Below are 16535 nucleotides of genomic sequence, written 5' to 3'. Positions count from 1 at the left end.
TCCACGCGCAGCCACCCGGTCGGCCGGCCTGCCCCGCCGCCCTGCCCCGGCCTGCCCCGCCCTGGCCCCGCCCCGCCCCGCCCTGGCCCTGCCCCGCCCCGCCCTGGCCCTGCCCCGGCCTGACCTGGCCCTGTCCTGGTGCCGCGAGTTGTCACAAACGGTCCAGTCGGGGCGATACGGAGCGAATATTGCACCATTCGCGCCAACTCACGACTAGCAACCAGCCGCCAACAGCTGGCGGCTGGCGGCTGGCTGTCAGCAACCGACGGCCGGAGCCGAGGCCACGACGCGTGCCCTCGGCCCAGCAAACACTGGCGCCGTCACCCCCGCCGGGAAAACACCGTCGGACACCGTCAGACCCGAACTGGCGCAGGACCCGGCGCGGGGTCGCCCCGACCATGACACCCCCACAACACCACCCCCACAACACCAAGACCCCCAAGCATTGCCACACCGCCCGTGACAACCCAACCCGCACACACAAACAACCCGACCAGTTACTGCTGCATATAATTTCGCGAACGCATGATGATACGCTCGGAGTGGAGCGCCCGACGGCTACGCGCGAATGTGCACTACGTACGATAGCGTTCCGAGATCGAGCAGGCTGAGGGATCGGAGCACGCGATGGCGCACAACGGCTACGTTCCTCCCGTCGACGGGCAGGTCCGCTTACTCACCAAGGTGGCGCGGATGTACCATGAGCACGGCATCCGGCAGGCCGACATTGCGGCGACCCTTAATATCTCGCAGGCCAAGGTGTCACGGCTGCTGAAGCGCGCGACCGATGTTGGAATCGTGCGCACGACGATCATGGTCGCGCCCGGCATGCATACTGAGCTCGAAGATGCCTTGCAGCAGCGATTCGGACTGCTGGACGCGGTCGTCGTCGACATCTCGCGCGACGATGACGAGACCTCCGTCGTCAACTCGATCGGTGCTGCGGCTGCGAGCTATCTCGAGGCAACGCTGTCGGGCAGCGAACGTGTCGGAGTGTCGTCGTGGAGTCAGACCCTGCTCGCCACGGTCGAACGCATGCGCCCCTTCTCGGCACGCGGAGCAAGCGAGGTCGTGCAACTGCTCGGCGGCATCGGCCTGCCCGACGCGCAGCATCAGGCTCAGCGGCTGACCGGCGACCTGGCTCGCGTGCTCGGCGCTGACGCGATCTACGTGCAGGCTCCCGGTGTCGTCGCCAACCGCACGATCCGCGACAGCCTGCTGAACAACGCCGCTCTCGCGGAAGTCACCAGGCGCTGGAACGCACTCACGATGGCGATCGTCGGCGTCGGCAGCGTCGAGCCGAGCCAGCTGCTCACCGTCAGCGGCAACGCGTTCGTGCCCGAAGACCAGGAGCGTCTTCTCGCCGCGGGAGCCGTCGGCGACATCTGCCACCACGTCTTCACGGTCGACGGCGAGGATGTCACGGGAGAGCTCGGCGAACGTACGATCGCGATCCCGGTTGACAGCTACCGGGCTATTCCGCGGCGCATCGGCATCGCGGGCGGCAAGCGCAAGCACGAGCCGGTGCTCGGCGCCCTGATGGGGTCGTGGATCAACGTGCTCATCACCGATGTGCGCACAGCCGAGGGGCTCGTGGACGAGGGGCTCGTGGACGACGGGCGCGCGGGCGACGAAAGGGTACCGGCCGTCACTGCGGCGGGAGGGACTCTACAAGCCCGCGCAGACGCTTGACACCCGATTCGATACTGGTCAGCACGGGCACAGCGACTTCGACGGCGTCCACCGCGCTCGCCATCGAGGCCTGTGCGAGCACGATCACGTCAGCATCGGCCACAGCATCGCGGATTGCGCATGCGACGAGCGCATCGTGTGCCGCCCGATCTCCCGACGCCACCGCATCGAAGGCGCCCTCCACAACCACACTCGAGATGAGCGGCGACCTGCCCGCACGCGCAGCCCGCTCCGCTATCAACCTCGCCGTCGGCCCGCAGGTTGTCGGCAGCGTCGCGATCACGGTGATGCGCTGGCCGATCCCGATCGCCTCGTCGGCCATTGCCTCGTCGATGCGCAGCACAGGCACGCCGACCGCATCCGCGGTCTGCGCTGCGAGCTCGGATATCGAGGAACAGGTCAGCAGGATTGCCGCGGCACCGCCGTCGACCGCGGCCTGGGCGAGCTCTCGCACGCGAGCGGGTACCGACAGTGCGGCACGCTCATCGGCGAGGTCCGCGACGATCCTGTCATCGAGATAGTTGACCGCTGTGACCCGCGGCAGCTCGCGCTCGATGAATCTCGCTGTCATGGGGATCACCACTGCGCCCGTGTGCACGAGCGCGATGCGTGAGACCTCGGCCATGGGTTCTCCTATCCTTTGACTGACCCGGCGGCCATACCCGCCATGATCTTCTTATTCAACACAAGGAACATCGCCAGCAACACGATGATGTTGACGCTCACGGCGGCGAACAGTGGGCCGTACTGCGTCGAACCGTATTGGCCGCTCAGGCTCAATAACCCAACCTGGATGGTCGCCAGACTGGGGTTGGTAGTGAAGGTCAGAGCGATGAGCAGGTCGTTCCAGACGCTGAAGAACTCGACGAGGCCGATGGTCAGCAATGCGTTCTTCATCATCGGCAGCCCGATCAGGAAGAACGCGCGTAACGGCCCAGCGCCATCCACCGTGACCGCTTCGAAGATTTCGCGCGGAAGCGTGCGGAAGTAAGTGGCCATCAAGAAAGTCGTCAACGGAAGTCCCATGACGACGTAGGTGACGATGAGCGGCAGCAGCGTGTTCGTGATACCGACGTGGAAGTACACGATGAACAGCGGAACGAGGATCATCTGGCCCGGAACCATGATGCCGCCGAGGATGTAGAGCAAGGTGCCACGCCGGCCTCTCCACACCATGATCTCAAGCGCGTAGCCCGCCGCCGCCCCGATGAACACGATGAGCACGACCGACGGCAGCGTGACGCTGATGCTGTTGAGATAGTTCTGCGCCACGTTGCCGTTGGTGAGCGCGGCGATGTAGTTGCTGAAATCCCAGTGTTGCGGCAGCGACAGCGCCGGGTTGGAGAGGAACTCCGCCTGGGTCTTGAACGAGCCGAGCACCATCCACACTTGCGGGTAGAGCACCACGATGAGCACGATCGCCACGACGATCCATACCGGGATGCGACGCAGCAGGCGTCGTATCCGGCGGGCGCGAAGCGACGTTCGACCCGGCCGGCTGGCACTCTGGTGCACGGGCACCGCGTTCCGTCGCGTCACAGTATCGAGAGCCATCTCAGTCCTCCGCCTTGCGTCGCGTCGCGCGGAATACCAGGAGGGTGAAGACCAGGCAGAGCAGGGTGAGCGCAAGCGCGATTGTGGAGCCGTAGCCGTACTCCGAGTAGCTGAACGCCGTCTGGTACATGTACAGGGTCAACGGTGCCGTGGACGTTCCGGGCCCGCCGTTGTTGAGCGCGAGCAGGCTGTCGAACACCTTCAGAGTCGAGTTGAGGCTGAAGATCACGGACGACAGCAGGATCGGCAGCGACAGCGGCAGGATGATATGCCGCACGAGCCTGCCGCCGTTGGCGCCGTCGAGCCGAGCCGACTCGATGACCTCGTCGGGGATGTCGAGCAGGCCGGCATAGAGCAGCACGGCGTAGAAGCCCATGGAACCCCACAGCGTCATCACGATCGCCGTCGCCATGGTGCCCACGGGCGAGGCGAGCACGTCAACGCTCTTGCCGCCGAAGAAGTTGATGATGTCGTTGACCGGCCCCTGGTTCTGGCCGACGGCGACGAAGCTCTTGAACAGCAGCGCAACCGCGACGGTGGGCAGGATGGCCGGGAAGAACACGATCGTTCGCAGGAACGCCGACCCCTTACGCAGTACGAAGACGTAGAGCAGTGCCAGCAGGTAGCCGAGAGTCACCTGTCCGGCGGTCGCGATGAGTGCGAAGACGATGCTCACCAGCACCGAGTGCAGAGCGACCGGATCGGTCGCGAACTGAGTGAAGTTCTTGACGCCCACCCAGGTGAAACCGCGCAGCGTGTTGCCCTGGAAAAACGAAAGCCCGAACGACCAGAGCACGGGCCCGACCTTGAGCAGGGTGTAGACAAGCAGGGCGGGGCCGAGCAGGATCACGATGGTCTTGCGATCCCCGAATACTGAGTTCACCGGTCACTCCTTGGCTAGTGCATGGGCCTGCCGACGACGGGGGCCGGCCCGGCGAACCGGGCCGGCCCCCGTCACGATCACTGCTTGTTGGCGTCGAGGCTCGACTGCAACTGCTGCATATAATCCTGCGGGCTCAACTGGCCCGTGACCAGCAGCGACGCGTTGCTCTGCGCAAGCGATGTGCTCTTGGCGTCGAACAGCGCCTCGAACCACAGCACGGTCGAGGTGACCTTGGACACCGTCTTCTGGATCTCAGCCGTGTTCGGCGAGACGCCCGCGACCTTCTTGTTCACGGTGAACCCGGAGATGATGCCCGAGTCCTTGAGCGCCTGCGCCCCGTAGTTCTTCGCGATGCAGTCCACCCAGTCCGAAACCTTCGGACCGTACTGCTTGGCGTTGAAGACCATCGGCGCCCCCGCATTAGCAGGGTAGTCATTGATCGAGCCTTTGCCGCCGGTGACGGCCGGGAACGGCATGAAGCCGACGTTGCTCGCACCGATCTTGTTCTGCGACGGGTCGTTGACCGAGGTGAGCATCCAGCTGCCGTTATAGGTCATGGCGGCCTGCCCGGTCAGGAACATGTTGTTCGACGCGTCCGTGTCGCGCGAGGTGACGCCCTCGCCGAAGTATCCCTTGGCCGCATAGTCGGCAAGCGCGCTCGCACCCGCGACGTAGGCGGCGTCGGTCAGCTTCGCATCGCCGTTCTGGATCGCCGTCATGGCATTTTTGCCGACGTTGCGGTAGATGTACATGCCGATGATGCGGGTCAGCGGCCATCCGTCCTTGCCGTCCTCGGTCATCGGCGTGATGCCGGCCTTCTGCAGCTTCGCGGAGTCCGAGACGAGCTGGTTCCAGGTCTTCGGTACCGTGATGTCGTTGTCGGAGAAGATCTTCTTGTTGTACCAGATACCTTCGATGTTGTACTGGTACGGCATCGAGACGAAGCCGCCGTAGACGTCCTGCTCGGTGGAGATCGCCCCGGGCAGCACGTACTTCAGCGCACCGGATGACTTCAGCGCCTTCTGCAGATTCTCGACGAGCCCGGCCTTGCCGAGGTCACCGTCGGGGCGGATCATCGCGGTTCCCGCGATCGTGTGGGTTGGCATGGCACCCTGGCTGGCGAGCAGGGTGATCTTCTGGACGGCGTTCGCCTGCGCCACCGTCTCGTGCTTGATCGGCAGTGCCTTGTTCTCGGCCTTGCACGAACCTGATGCCAGCGCGTCGAGGTCTTTGGCGAGCTGCGGGTTCTCGTTCGCGGTCATGACCGTGAACTGCGACGGGTCGGTGCCGGATGCGCCACTACCCGTAGAGCTCGACGATCCGGGTGATCCGCTCGAACACGCTGCGAGCGATGTGACAGCGGTTAGGGCGATCGCCGTCACCAGAATGATGCGGTGGCTGCGGGATTTTCTCATAGCGTCCTCCTTGACGACGGTCAGTGTGCGGGCGGGGTGACCCAGATCATGTCTGCGTTCTCAATCACAGCTGAGTGTTTATGCAGTACGTGACCTACCGCGAGATTAGCACATATTCATGCCATTTTGAATATTGATGCATATTTGCGAGAATACTCATGCCGACGAAGGCGCCCGGACCCTGACCGCGACCTTCCGGCGATCGAAGGAGACGTGATGACCACGACTGACACAGAAGCCCTTCGGGCGCTCGCACCGCTCGACGGAGCCTGCATGCGATGGACAGGCGGATTCTGGAGCGAACGTTCCGAGCGCACCATCAACGTCACCGTTCCGTCGATCTGGCAATCGCTGAGCAACCCGGAGGTCAGCCCGGCTTGGCGCAACTTCCTGATCGCGGCGGGCAGGCAGGACGGCACGCACCAGGGCCCGCCCTTTCTCGACGGCGATCTGTACAAGTGGCTCGAGGCCGCGATCGACGTGCTCGAGACGGTCGATGACCCCCGCCTCGCCGCCGTGGTCGACGAGGTCATCTCGACCATCGCGGAAATCCAGCGCGACGACGGGTACGTGCACACACCGACGCTCATCGCCGCGCGGCACGCAGGGAACGCCGAAGCGCTTGCCGATCGATTCGACTTCGAGACCTACAACCTCGGCCATCTCATCACCGTAGGCGTGCGCCATCACGCGGTCACCGGCTCTGACACGCTGCTCAACATTGCGCGCAGGGCAGCCGGCTTCCTCGAGAAACTTGCGACGGAGCATCCAGACCGGCTCGCACGCAGCGCGATCTGCCCCTCGCACTATATGGCCGTGATCGAGCTGTACCGGGCGACGGGCGACGGGCGGTATCTGCACCTCGCAGAGCAGTTTCTCGCCATGCGCGATGACTTCTCAGGCGGCGATGACAACCAGGACCGCATCCCGGTACGCGAGCAGACCACGGTCGCCGGTCATGCCGTGCGCGCCAACTACCTTTACGCTGGGCTCGCCGACCTCGCCGCAGAAACCGGCGACGAACAGCTTCGCGGAGTGCTCGATGCACTCTGGCACGACGCATCCGATCGCAAGATCGCCGTCACGGGCGGCTGCGGGGCACTCTACGACGGCGCGTCACCCGACGGCTACCCGTGGCAACACGAGATCAGCCGGGTGCACCAAGCATATGGGCGTGCCTACCAGCTTCCACACACCACGGCGCACAACGAGTCGTGCGCGAACATCGGCATGCTGATGTGGAGTGAGCGCATGCTCGCCATCACACGCAATGCGGAATACGCCGACATGATCGAGCGCATCGCCTACAACGTCCTGCTCGCAAGCATCAGTCTCGACGGCCGCCGTTACTCCTACACGAATCCGCTCCGCCAGGTTCGCGGCCTGCCGTACCCGCTGCGCATGCCAGGCGAGACGGCGGAGCATCCCACGCCAGAGCCGCCGCCGTCGGACGCACGAGAACGCACCGAGTACATGAGCGTGTTCTGCTGCCCGCCGAACATCGCACGCACGCTGGCACGCACGCACGAGTTCGCAGTCGGGGCGGCATCCGACGGCGTCTGGGTGCACCTCTACGGTGACGCCGAAATCGATGCCGACCGGATGCGCCTACGCATTCAGAGCGATCAGCCGTGGAGCGAGATCGTGCGCGTGACGATCACGGACGTCACGCGCGGCGGCGTTGCGCTGCATCTGCGGGTACCCGCCTGGGCCGACGGTGCAACGCTCGCAGTGAACGACGGCAACGCCGGGCCGGTTGCCGCCGGCACCTATGCACTCATCGATCGCGAGTGGTCTCCAGGCGACACGCTCGAGCTCACGCTGCCAATGCGTACACGACTGCTGCGCGGACACCGCCTGGCCGAAGAGTTGACCGGCCAGGTTTGTGTCGTCCGCGGCCCCATCGTGTACGCGATCGAGAGCGCGGACCTGCCTGACGGCATCCGGCTCGAGCAGGTCGCGCTACGTCGCGGCGCGAGATTCGAACGCATCGACACCGAGGTGTGCGGCCAGCGCATCGTCGCACTCGACTGTGAGGGTGTCGTGCTTCCCCTCACTGACGTCGACGACTTGTACACCGACCTTGAGGACGGCGACCTGCGGAGCCTGCAGATCCGCCTGGTGCCTTATTTCGCGTGGGGCAACAGAGGCCCGGGCGAGATGTCGATCTGGCTTCCGGTCGTGTGGTGATCGACGTGACGCAGACCGAAGTCTCTCCCGCCCCCGCGGACATCGACACCGCACACGTCGTGGCGACCTATCACATCGAAACGTCGCTTGAGCTGCAGCAAGCAGCCGAGATTCTCGCCGGCGAGCAGTCCACGGGCACCTTCATCCGCGTCGCTCGCGAGTCGGACGACGTGCGCGCCCGTTTCGCCGCGCAGGTCGAGTCGCTCGACGAGCTGCCGCTCACCGATTCATCACCCCTGCCCGGCTCCGTCGGCGATCCGGCGGGGCGCAGGCGGGCGCGACTCAGGTTGCGCTTTCCTCTCACCAACTTCGGGCCGTCGCTGCCGAATGTGCAGGCCGCCGTTGCGGGCAACCTGTTCGAGATCAGAGAGCTCGCTGCGATCAAGCTGATCGACCTGGAGCTGCCGCCCGCGTTCGCGGATCGCTACCCGGGGCCGGCGTTCGGGGTGGAGGGCACGCGCCGCCTGATTTCCCGGCCCGATGGCGTCATGATCGGCACGATCGTGAAGCCGAGCATCGGCCTGTCCCCGACGGAACTCGCCGAGCTCGTGGACGAACTGTGCTGGGCGGGCATCGACTTCATCAAGGACGACGAATTGCAGGGCAATGGGCCGTTCGCGCCGCTCGCCGAGCGCGTGCGCGCGGTCATGCCGGTCATCGAGCGCCACGCCGATCGCACGGGTGTCAAGCCGATGTACGCTTTCAACATCACCGATGACATCGACCGACTTCTTGCGAACCACGACCTGGTGGTGGCTGCAGGTGGGACGTGCGTGATGGCGTGCGTCAACCTTGTCGGCCTCGCCGGCATCGAATACCTGCGGCGCAACGCCCAGGTACCCATCCACGGACACCGCGCGATGTTCGGCGCGATCAGCCGCTCCGACCAGCTCGGCATCTCGTTCCGAGCCTGGCAGAAGCTCGCGCGCGTTGCGGGCGTCGACCATCTGCACACGAACGGCATCTCGAACAAGTTCTATGAGAGCGACGCCGAGGTACTCGACTCGATCTCTGCCGTGCGGCAGCCGTTGCTCGGCTACCGTACCACTGTGCCAGTGCTCTCGTCCGGCCAATGGGCGGGGCTCGCGCATGCAACCTACGCAGCGACGGGCACGAGCGACCTGCTCGTACTCGCGGGCGGCGGCATCCACGGCCACCCAGACGGCCCGGCCGAGGGGGTCGCCAGTATGCGCGACGCGTGGGCGTCTGCGTTGCGCGGTGAGCGGGTTCGTGATGCGCTCGCAGCCTCCGCAGCGTTCCGCCGCGCGACCGAAGTGTTCGGGGAGCCGCGTGAGTGAGACACTGCTGGCGTTCTACGGCGATGATTTCACGGGAAGCGTCGATGTCCTGTTGCAGTTGAACCGCGCAGGACTGCGCGGGCGACTTCTGCTCGGGCTGCCGAAAGACGGCAGTGTGCTCGCACGCGAGGCACGCGACGTGGATGCCATCGGCATCGCGGGCCTGGCCCGCTCGCTACCCACTGGTCGGCTGCGTGCCGAGGTGGAGCCGGCGCTTCGCGCGCTCGGGTCACTGCGCCCCCGCGTGCTGCAGTACAAGGCTTGTTCGACCGCGGACTCGTCTCCTGACGTGGGGAGCATCGGCCGCGTGATCGAGATCGCCCGCGACCTCACCGGCCGCGAGACGATCCCCGTGCTGTTCGCACAGCCCGATTTCGGGCGGTTCACCGTCTTCGGCCACCATTTCGCGACGGAGGCCGGTGTCGTCTACCGACTCGACCGGCAACCGACAATGTCTCATCACCCTGTGACGCCCATGCTGGAGTCAGACCTTGCGGCGCACCTCGGTCAACAGACGGCGCAACCGATCAGCCATATTCCGTTCACGGAATATACATCTGCCAAGCACGTCGCGGAGCTCCTCACCGAGTCTTCGAGCGCGGCGGCCGTGCTCGACGCAATAACGGACGAACACCTGACGCTTCTCGGAAAGGCTATCCTCTCAACGGCCGATCGGCACCGACCCCGGTTCGCGATCGGCTCCGGAGGGCTGACTACGGCGCTCGGTCGGGCGTTCTTAGGCTCCCGCCCGCATGACGAAACGGATGCCGCCGGGCCGGCGCCGCACGCATCCGGGCCGGTTCTCGTTGTCTCTGGAAGTCGCTCGTATCGCACGGCGGAGCAGATCGAAGCGGCACGGGCCGCAGGATGGCTCGTACTGCCGCTCGCCCTTGCGCATCCTCAGCGTGCAGCTGTGCGCGCCGAGGTGCTCGAAGCGCTCACAGCCGGCCGCGACGTCGTCGTGTCATCGTCAGAACTTGAGGAAAAGTATTCGCCTGACCTTGTTGAAACGATCGCGGTGGAGGCAGCCGCGCTGGTCTCCACAGCATTGCGTGCCGCCGTGACACAGCGCGTCATCGTATGCGGTGGTGACACCTCCAGTCGCGTGCTCGGCGTGCTCGGCGCCGAAGCGCTGTCGCTCGCGGCGAACCCGGTAGAGAACGTGGTGTTATGCAGGGTGCATTCGCCGCACTCGTGGCTCGACGGCGTCGAGATATTACTCAAGGGCGGTCAGGTCGGACCTGTCGGGTTGTTCGAGCTCCTGCGCGGGCCGCGCGGGCACGCGTGAGCCTCGGCTCGCCCCTCATGCCTGAAACCGCACGCGCCAGCTGGTCGGTTCCAATGGGATCCGGTAACGCTCAGGTAGTGCGGGGCCGACCGACGCCGAGCCGACCCCCAACTGCGCGGCATCGACGTTCAGCCAGACGCGCCCAGAGTCAACCAAGTCGTGCGGATGCCTCGCCTGCTCGAGTGCCTCGCTCGTCCAGCGGCGAGCCGTGAAGTCGAACACCGGATCACCGCTCACGCGCAGCCTCGGCACGCCGGCGCCGGCCAGTTCGAGCCAGCGCGTGCCAATGTGGTTCCCGTTCTCCTGCGGCACGGCGTAATCGGTCTGCAGGTCATCGATCATCGATGAGTATCGCCCGACGAGCGCGGCGCTCGACGAATCGACGTACGACTCTCCCGGTCCGCGGCCGAACCAGGTCGCGCGATCATAGGCACCCGGAAGCCCGAGGCGCAACCCGAGCCTGGGCAGCACGATCTCGCGGTGCTTGTAGGGCGTGTCGGCCCACGGGCCTGTGAACCGGACTGAGGTTTCAAGCACGACGCCGTCGCCGTCCGTACTCCAGTGATAGGTCGCGACGACCGCGTGCGGATGCGTCGCGGCAGCGACACGCACCGTGACCCGGAGTCCGTCGGGAGTCCGCTCGATCTCATCGGTGCGGTGCAGCATCCGGTCGATCCCGACGGCCTGCCAGAGCGTCGCGAGGTCGTTCACGCCACCCTGCCCGCGGTCGTTCTCGGTCGGCGCCCGATACAGATCAAGCACCGGCCCATCGAGAATCAGATCGCCGAGGCGCACAAGACGGCCGGATGCGGCGTCGAACTCCGCCACACCGAGACGGATGACGTCGGCCGCGCCGGCAATATCGGCCGCGTGGACGACGGGCGCCGAAGCGGTGCGCGGACGGGCTGGAGGCGGCTCACGGTTCGTGAGCCGTCCCTGCGCCGCCGCGACGATGTGGCCCGCCTTCGCCCAGGCGGTGTCCCTCGTGAGTCGGGCTTCGATCGTGAACCACCATTCGCCCGCCTCATCACCGGCGCTCGTGGGCAACGACAACGACGCCGACTCGCCCGGTTCGAGAGCCGGCACCGCGAGTTCGCCGACCGCGTGCGCGACTCCGTCGCACGCGAGACTCCATACGAACTCGAGATGATCGAGGCGGACATGGTCGTACCCGTTACGAATGTCGATGCGCTCTCCGATCGCGATCTCGACCGGCTGCACGACGGCCTTCAGTTCGGCAAGGCTGGGCGACGGCGCCCGGTCAGCGAAGACAAGCCCGTCGAGGCAGTACCTGCCGCCGTTCGGGCGGTAGCCGGTGACGTCCGCGCCGTGCATAACGAACCTGCGGCCACGCTCATCGAGGTGGTAGAAACCCGCGTCGATCCATTGCCAGACGAACCCGCCGCAGAACCGCTCGTGGGTGCGCAGGATGCGATGGTAGTCGCCGAGCGAGCCCGGCCCGTTGCCCATCGCGTGCGCGTATTCGCACAACAGGAACGGTAGCAGCCTGCGACGGGCGTCATCGTCATCCGCGACTCCGTCGGGCCGCGGATCCTCGCGCAGCCCGATCTGCTCGAGCAGTTCAAGCGACGGATACATGAGCGATGCGACGTCAGAGTGCCGATAGCTTGGGTCGCGTTCATAGTGGATCGGGCGCGACGAGTCGCGCTGCCGGATCCATGCTTCGAGCGCGCCGAAGTTCTCGCCCGATCCGCTCTCGTTCGCCATCGACCACATCACCACGCTCGGTCGGTTCTTGTCGCGTTCCACCATGCGTTTCGTACGGTCGAGCATTGCGGGCAGCCATTCGTGCCGCGCAGGCGGATTGCCCTCCCATCCGGCGTAGATGAAGCCGTGCGTCTCAAGGTCGCACTCCTCGAGAACCCAGAGCCCGTATTCGTCGCACAGCCGCGTGAACTCGGGGTGAGGCGGGTAGTGGCTCGTGCGCACGGCATTGATGTTGTGCCGCTTCATCATGACGATGTCGCGGATCATGGTCTCGGTGTCCAGCGTGCGTCCCGTGTCGGGATGATGTTCGTGACGGTTGACTCCGCGGAAGAACACGCGCGCACCGTTCACCGTCAGCACGCCGCTGGCGACCTCGACGCGGCGGAAGCCGACGGCGAGCTCGATGGTCTCGCTCTTCTCGCCCGGAATCGCCGGTACGGCAGTGAGCGTGCCGCGGTACAGCCGGGGCGACTCCGCACTCCACGGTTCGACCGGCACGGTCACGGCCTCGCCTACACGCATGCGGATGCCGAGCTCGGGGAGATCGACGACGGCCGGAGCCGAGGCATCGACCTGGAGCGTGCCCAGTCCCGTCGCGCGGTCATAGTCGGCATGCACGAAATAGTCGTCGATCGACGCGACAGGTCGCTCGATGAGCTCGACGTCGCGAAAGATGCCGGGCAGCCACCACATGTCCTGGTCTTCGAGGTACGTGCCCGCCGAGTACCGATGCACCCGCACGGCCAGAACGTTCTCGCCCGGCCGCAGCGGTGCGTCGAACTCGAATGGCAGACGGCTGCCCATCGAGTACCCGAGCTCCGCGCCGTTCAGCCACACCTGCGCGCACGAGTCGACGCCCTGGAAGCGCAGCACGGCGCGATCCCAGTCGTTCGGCGCCACAAACGCCAGCCGGTAGTCGCCTGTCGGGTTCTCGGTCGGCACGCGCGGCGCGTCGAGCGGGATCGGCAACGCGGTGTTGGTGTAAAGCGGGCCCTCGGGTGTTCCACGCAACGAACGCGCCGACCCGCCCGTGAGAGGCGTGATCTCCTCAAGTACCCAGTGAGACGGCACACGGATGCGATCCCAAGCGGAGTCGTCGAAGCCCGGCTGCATGAATGCGTCGCCCGTGCCATCCGCGGTGGAACTCAGCCGAAACCGCCATGCGCCGTTCAGAAGAATCCTGCGGGCGTCGCTCACGGCATCCGCTCGAGGCTCGCGGCGGCCGACACCGGGGGCCGGGTCCTCCCAATATCGGTTCATCATGTTCTTTCTCTGCACGGTTGTCTCGTCGCCTGGCGGCGGAGACTGCTCAGTCGAGGATCGGCGTCGGCGGGGTGCCGAGCGCGTCGAGTTCGCTCCAGAGCTCGCCGGGCACCGGTGTCAGCCGCATGAGCTCGAGGTTGGCGATGCGCGCCGGTGAGGAGGTCCCCACGACGGTCGTGTCGATGAGCGGCGAGCGAAGCGAGAAGTGCAGGGCGGCCGTGGGCAGGTCGATGCCGTGACGCAGGCAGACCTGCTCGGCGCGTGCGACCCAATCCAGCAGCGCCGGCGGACTCTGCGTGTAGTGATAGGTCGCGCCGCTCGCGGCGCCGCGCGCCAGCAGGCCGCCGCCGAACGGTGCCGCGTTGAAGACGCCCATACCGCGATCGCGTGCTGTCCTCAGCACGGGTTCGGCGCTGCGGTTCGCAAGCGTAAACCGGTTATGCGTGAGCACGAGGTCGAAGGCACCCGTCGCGACATACCGGTTGAGGGTGCTGATCGGGCCGAATGCGACGCCGATCGCGTCGACACGGCCCTCGTCTCTGAGCTCGATGAGGCCTGCGACCGCACCGCCTGCTGCCATCGCCTCGTCGAATGAGATCGTGTACGGGTCGTGCAGGTGCAGCACTTCGATGTGCTCGAGCCCGAGCCGCCGCGTGCTTTCGTCGAACGAGCGCAGCACGCGGTCGCGGTCGAACGCGCCCGTCTCGGGGTCGCGGTCGGCCTTCGTCGCGATCCGCCTGCCTTGCGCCGCTCCCGCACGCTTCAGCGCCGCGCCGAGAACAGTCTCGCTGCGGCCGTCCGCGTAGCCGTTCGACGTATCGATCAGCGCGTAAGGACCGTGCAGCATGGCCGCGGCGAGCGCAATCGCCTGCACTTCCTCCGGGCTGCCCGGCTGTGTGCCGCGACCGAGCTTGCTCGCACCGAGGGTGATGGGGCTGGCGTCCAGGCCCGTTCTGCCCAGCGGCCTGAGGGCGACCGGGGGCTCACCGTGATGGCGCGCAGTGCCAGTCTCGGCTTCGCCGGTTTCGGCATCCTTGTCGTTCCGCATCCTCGCTCCGCTCTCGGGAACCCTAACAACCTGGAACCCTAACAAAGTCGTGTATGCATGTTCAACATAGAATGAATATGCACTGCCAAAATCTGACTTCGCACCGCGCGTTCACCCCCAGGACGGCGCCATAAGATGCCCGGAAGGGGCAATCGCCACACCAGCATTACCAGCACCAACCCAGCACCAGCACCAGCCCAGAGGAGCAGGAATGACCGAGTTCGACCTTCTGGCCCCCGGCACTGAACTCGAGCGCCTCGCAACCGGCGCCGAGTGGAGCGAGGGGCCCGTCTGGTTGCCGAAGTCACGGCGCGTGCGATGGAGCGACATTCCGAACGACCGGATCCTGGAGTGGGATGCCGCGACCGGCTCGTACTCCGTCTTCCGGTCGGACGCCGAGTACCCCAACGGGCGCACCCTCGACACACAGGGGTGTGTCATCCAGTGCAGTCACGGCCGCCGGGCGATCGAGATCGAGACCGACGAGGGGCCGCGCACGCTTGTCGACCGCTGGTCCGGCGGACGGTTCAATTCGCCCAACGACCTCGCGGTCTCGTCGGACGGGTCCATCTGGTTCACCGACCCGCCGTACGGCATCCATCCGAGCGGCCGCGAGGGGCACCCAGGCGATCAGGAGTACGGAGGGTGTTTCGTCTTCCGCTTCGACCCGGCGGCGGGCGAAGTGACCCCCGTCGTGACCGACATGGTGCACCCGAACGGCATTGGGTTCTCACCGGGCGAGTCCGTGCTCTACGTCTCGGATACGGGCACGTACGCGGATCGTGCCGAGGCGTGTCACATCCGCGCATATCCGCTCGACGGCCCGACGGTGTCGGGTGAGAGCGTCGTGTTCGCGACCGTACCCGCTGGTCTGGCGGATGGTTTCGCCGTCGACGTCGCCGGGCGGGTGTGGACCTCGGCGGGCGACGGTGTCTACGTGTACGAGCCCGACGGCACGCTGCGCGGGCGGATACCGGTGCCCGAGACGGTTGCGAACGTCGTCTTCGGCGGCGATGAGCACAATGAGCTTTTCATCGCGGCGTCGACGAGCCTCTACCGAGTACGCACGCTGACCCGCGGCTGAGCCATCGGGCCGCTGAGCAGCCGGACCCGCGCAGAACCGGCGTGCGCGCGGACGCGCGCCTCAACTGTTCTCGCGCTGCCAGTGTGCGTATTCGTCGCGCCACAGATGCTGGGGGCGAAAGCCCAGGCGGCGGGCGGCCTTGTCGATCGACATGAGCGTCTCGAACTCGCCGAGCTGTTTCACGATCGGCACTCCGGGGAAGTTCCGCCTCGCCAGCTCAGCGGTCGGGATGGTGTTGCCGCTGTCCGGCGCAGCGATGTCGTAGACCTCGAAGCCGGGCACGGCGTGCGCCAGCGCAAGGGCGACGGCCGCAGCCCCGTCGCGAACATCGACATAGCTGTGCAGCAGATCGCGCCGGTAGTCCGGGTCGCCTGCGCGTTCGAACGGCCCGTACTCGTCGGGCGCCACGACGTTCGTGAACCGAAGCGCCATGAGACTCATGCCCTCTCTCCATCGCACGAGTTGTGCGGCGATCGCCTCTTCGGCGATCTTACCGAGTGCATAGGTGACGTTCGCCTCGGAGTACGACTCGTCGACCGGCAGCGCCGCCAGGTTCGCGAAGTCAGGGAACCCCATGGCGGTGATACTGGACGCCATCACGATCGTGCGGATGCCGGCACGTACGGCCGCGTGCAGCACGTGGAATGTCGCGGTGACGTTGTTCGTGAACGTCGCCGCGTCGGGCACGAGCCCGTTCACCGGCAGGGCCGCGAGGTGCACGATGGCGTCGAGTCCGTCATGGCGTGCCGTGACACCGAGCATGGCGTCGAGTACTTGCCCGTAATCGCCGAGATCCACGCGGACGAATCCGAGGCCGGGGGCGCCGACGACATCGAAGCCAACGACATGGTGCCCGTCGGCGCGAAGCCGTTCTACGGTGGCACGCCCCAGCTTTCCCGAGCTGCCGGTCACGGCGATGCGCATCGAGTCTCCTCTTTTCGGCCGCACGAGGCGGCATTCTCGACCTCGGAATCGTGTGCGCCGCCCACGCGCCGACCCGGGCCATCCGCCCTCATCTTCGCCCTTGGGCTTGAAACGTGTCAATTCATAAGCGAGTATCTATGCAACAGGATGAATGCCGCCGAAGGAGAC

General features: G+C 66.1%; 12 protein-coding genes. 5 read left to right on the top strand and 7 right to left on the bottom strand.

Going from position 1 to position 16535, the window contains the following annotated elements:
* Window positions 1-627 precede the first annotated feature (627 nt).
* Window positions 628-1692 (top strand): sugar-binding transcriptional regulator, encoded by a 1065-nt coding sequence (locus QU604_RS01580; protein ID WP_308467047.1) that lies wholly within the window; start codon window positions 628-630, stop codon window positions 1690-1692.
* Here QU604_RS01580 and QU604_RS01575 read toward each other — a convergent pair.
* The 4 genes from QU604_RS01575 to QU604_RS01560 form a co-directional block, all read right to left on the bottom strand.
* Window positions 1649-2317, bottom strand: coding sequence for an aspartate/glutamate racemase family protein (locus tag QU604_RS01575; protein WP_308467046.1), 669 nt, complete (start codon window positions 2315-2317; stop codon window positions 1649-1651). The two genes, QU604_RS01580 and QU604_RS01575, sit on opposite strands and share 44 nt — an antisense overlap.
* An 8-nt stretch (window positions 2318-2325) precedes the next feature.
* Window positions 2326-3246, bottom strand: coding sequence for a carbohydrate ABC transporter permease (locus QU604_RS01570; RefSeq protein WP_308467045.1), 921 nt, complete (start codon window positions 3244-3246; stop codon window positions 2326-2328).
* Between the two features lies 1 nt (window position 3247).
* Entirely contained in the window at window positions 3248-4129 is an 882-nt protein-coding gene (locus tag QU604_RS01565) for a carbohydrate ABC transporter permease (RefSeq protein WP_308467044.1), read from the bottom strand.
* A gap of 77 nt (window positions 4130-4206) precedes the next feature.
* Window positions 4207-5544, bottom strand: coding sequence for an ABC transporter substrate-binding protein (locus QU604_RS01560; protein WP_308467043.1), 1338 nt, complete (start codon window positions 5542-5544; stop codon window positions 4207-4209).
* Between the two features lie 216 nt (window positions 5545-5760).
* On the opposite strand from QU604_RS01560, the gene QU604_RS01555 reads away from it, so the two are divergent.
* Genes QU604_RS01555 through QU604_RS01545 form a run of 3 tightly spaced genes read left to right on the top strand, consistent with a single transcriptional unit; the run spans window position 5761 to window position 10320 of the window.
* On the top strand, window positions 5761-7734 hold the full coding sequence (locus tag QU604_RS01555; protein WP_308467042.1) for a glycoside hydrolase family 127 protein: 1974 nt from the start codon (window positions 5761-5763) through the stop codon (window positions 7732-7734).
* Between the two features lie 5 nt (window positions 7735-7739).
* Window positions 7740-9032 carry a RuBisCO large subunit C-terminal-like domain-containing protein gene (locus tag QU604_RS01550; protein ID WP_308467041.1) on the top strand — a complete coding sequence of 431 codons (1293 nt, stop codon included), beginning with the start codon at window positions 7740-7742 and terminating at the stop codon, window positions 9030-9032.
* Window positions 9025-10320 carry a four-carbon acid sugar kinase family protein gene (locus tag QU604_RS01545; RefSeq protein WP_308467040.1) on the top strand — a complete coding sequence of 432 codons (1296 nt, stop codon included), beginning with the start codon at window positions 9025-9027 and terminating at the stop codon, window positions 10318-10320. The genes QU604_RS01550 and QU604_RS01545 overlap by 8 nt, the downstream gene beginning before the upstream one ends.
* Window positions 10321-10335: 15 nt before the next feature.
* On the opposite strand, the gene QU604_RS01540 is transcribed toward QU604_RS01545, so the two are convergent.
* Together QU604_RS01540 and QU604_RS01535 are read right to left on the bottom strand one after the other, a co-directional pair.
* A complete protein-coding gene (locus QU604_RS01540) occupies window positions 10336-13326 on the bottom strand; it encodes a glycoside hydrolase family 2 TIM barrel-domain containing protein (RefSeq protein ID WP_308467039.1) in 2991 nt (996 codons plus the stop codon).
* Window positions 13327-13357: 31 nt separating this feature from the next.
* Complete coding sequence (locus QU604_RS01535; protein ID WP_308467038.1) at window positions 13358-14359, bottom strand: aldo/keto reductase; 1002 nt, start codon at window positions 14357-14359, stop codon at window positions 13358-13360.
* A gap of 211 nt (window positions 14360-14570) precedes the next feature.
* Between QU604_RS01535 and QU604_RS01530 the strand changes: the two genes are divergently transcribed.
* Window positions 14571-15443 carry an SMP-30/gluconolactonase/LRE family protein gene (locus QU604_RS01530; RefSeq protein WP_308467037.1) on the top strand — a complete coding sequence of 291 codons (873 nt, stop codon included), beginning with the start codon at window positions 14571-14573 and terminating at the stop codon, window positions 15441-15443.
* A 60-nt stretch (window positions 15444-15503) separates the two neighbouring features.
* Here QU604_RS01530 and QU604_RS01525 read toward each other — a convergent pair whose 3' ends face one another.
* Complete coding sequence (locus tag QU604_RS01525; protein WP_308467036.1) at window positions 15504-16367, bottom strand: NAD-dependent epimerase/dehydratase family protein; 864 nt, start codon at window positions 16365-16367, stop codon at window positions 15504-15506.
* Between the last annotated feature and the right edge of the window lie 168 nt (window positions 16368-16535).

The sequence above is a fragment of the Rathayibacter sp. SW19 genome, from assembly GCF_030866825.1.
Classification (GTDB): domain Bacteria; phylum Actinomycetota; class Actinomycetes; order Actinomycetales; family Microbacteriaceae; genus Rathayibacter_A; species Rathayibacter_A soli.
The sequence above is the reverse complement of the archived record's forward strand: the minus strand, read 5'-3'. Positions and strand labels throughout refer to the sequence as shown.

Bases quoted from the DNA above. Each gene is read 5' to 3' on its own strand.
- QU604_RS01555 (WP_308467042.1), top strand. From the start codon at position 5,761: ATGACCACGACTGACACAGAAGCCCTTCGGGCGCTCGCACCGCTCGAC.
- QU604_RS01570 (WP_308467045.1), bottom strand. From the start codon at position 3,246: ATGGCTCTCGATACTGTGACGCGACGGAACGCGGTGCCCGTGCACCAG.
- QU604_RS01580 (WP_308467047.1), top strand. From the start codon at position 628: ATGGCGCACAACGGCTACGTTCCTCCCGTCGACGGGCAGGTCCGCTTA.
- QU604_RS01575 (WP_308467046.1), bottom strand. From the start codon at position 2,317: ATGGCCGAGGTCTCACGCATCGCGCTCGTGCACACGGGCGCAGTGGTG.
- QU604_RS01560 (WP_308467043.1), bottom strand. From the start codon at position 5,544: ATGAGAAAATCCCGCAGCCACCGCATCATTCTGGTGACGGCGATCGCC.
- QU604_RS01530 (WP_308467037.1), top strand. From the start codon at position 14,571: ATGACCGAGTTCGACCTTCTGGCCCCCGGCACTGAACTCGAGCGCCTC.
- QU604_RS01535 (WP_308467038.1), bottom strand. From the start codon at position 14,359: ATGCGGAACGACAAGGATGCCGAAACCGGCGAAGCCGAGACTGGCACT.
- QU604_RS01525 (WP_308467036.1), bottom strand. From the start codon at position 16,367: ATGCGCATCGCCGTGACCGGCAGCTCGGGAAAGCTGGGGCGTGCCACC.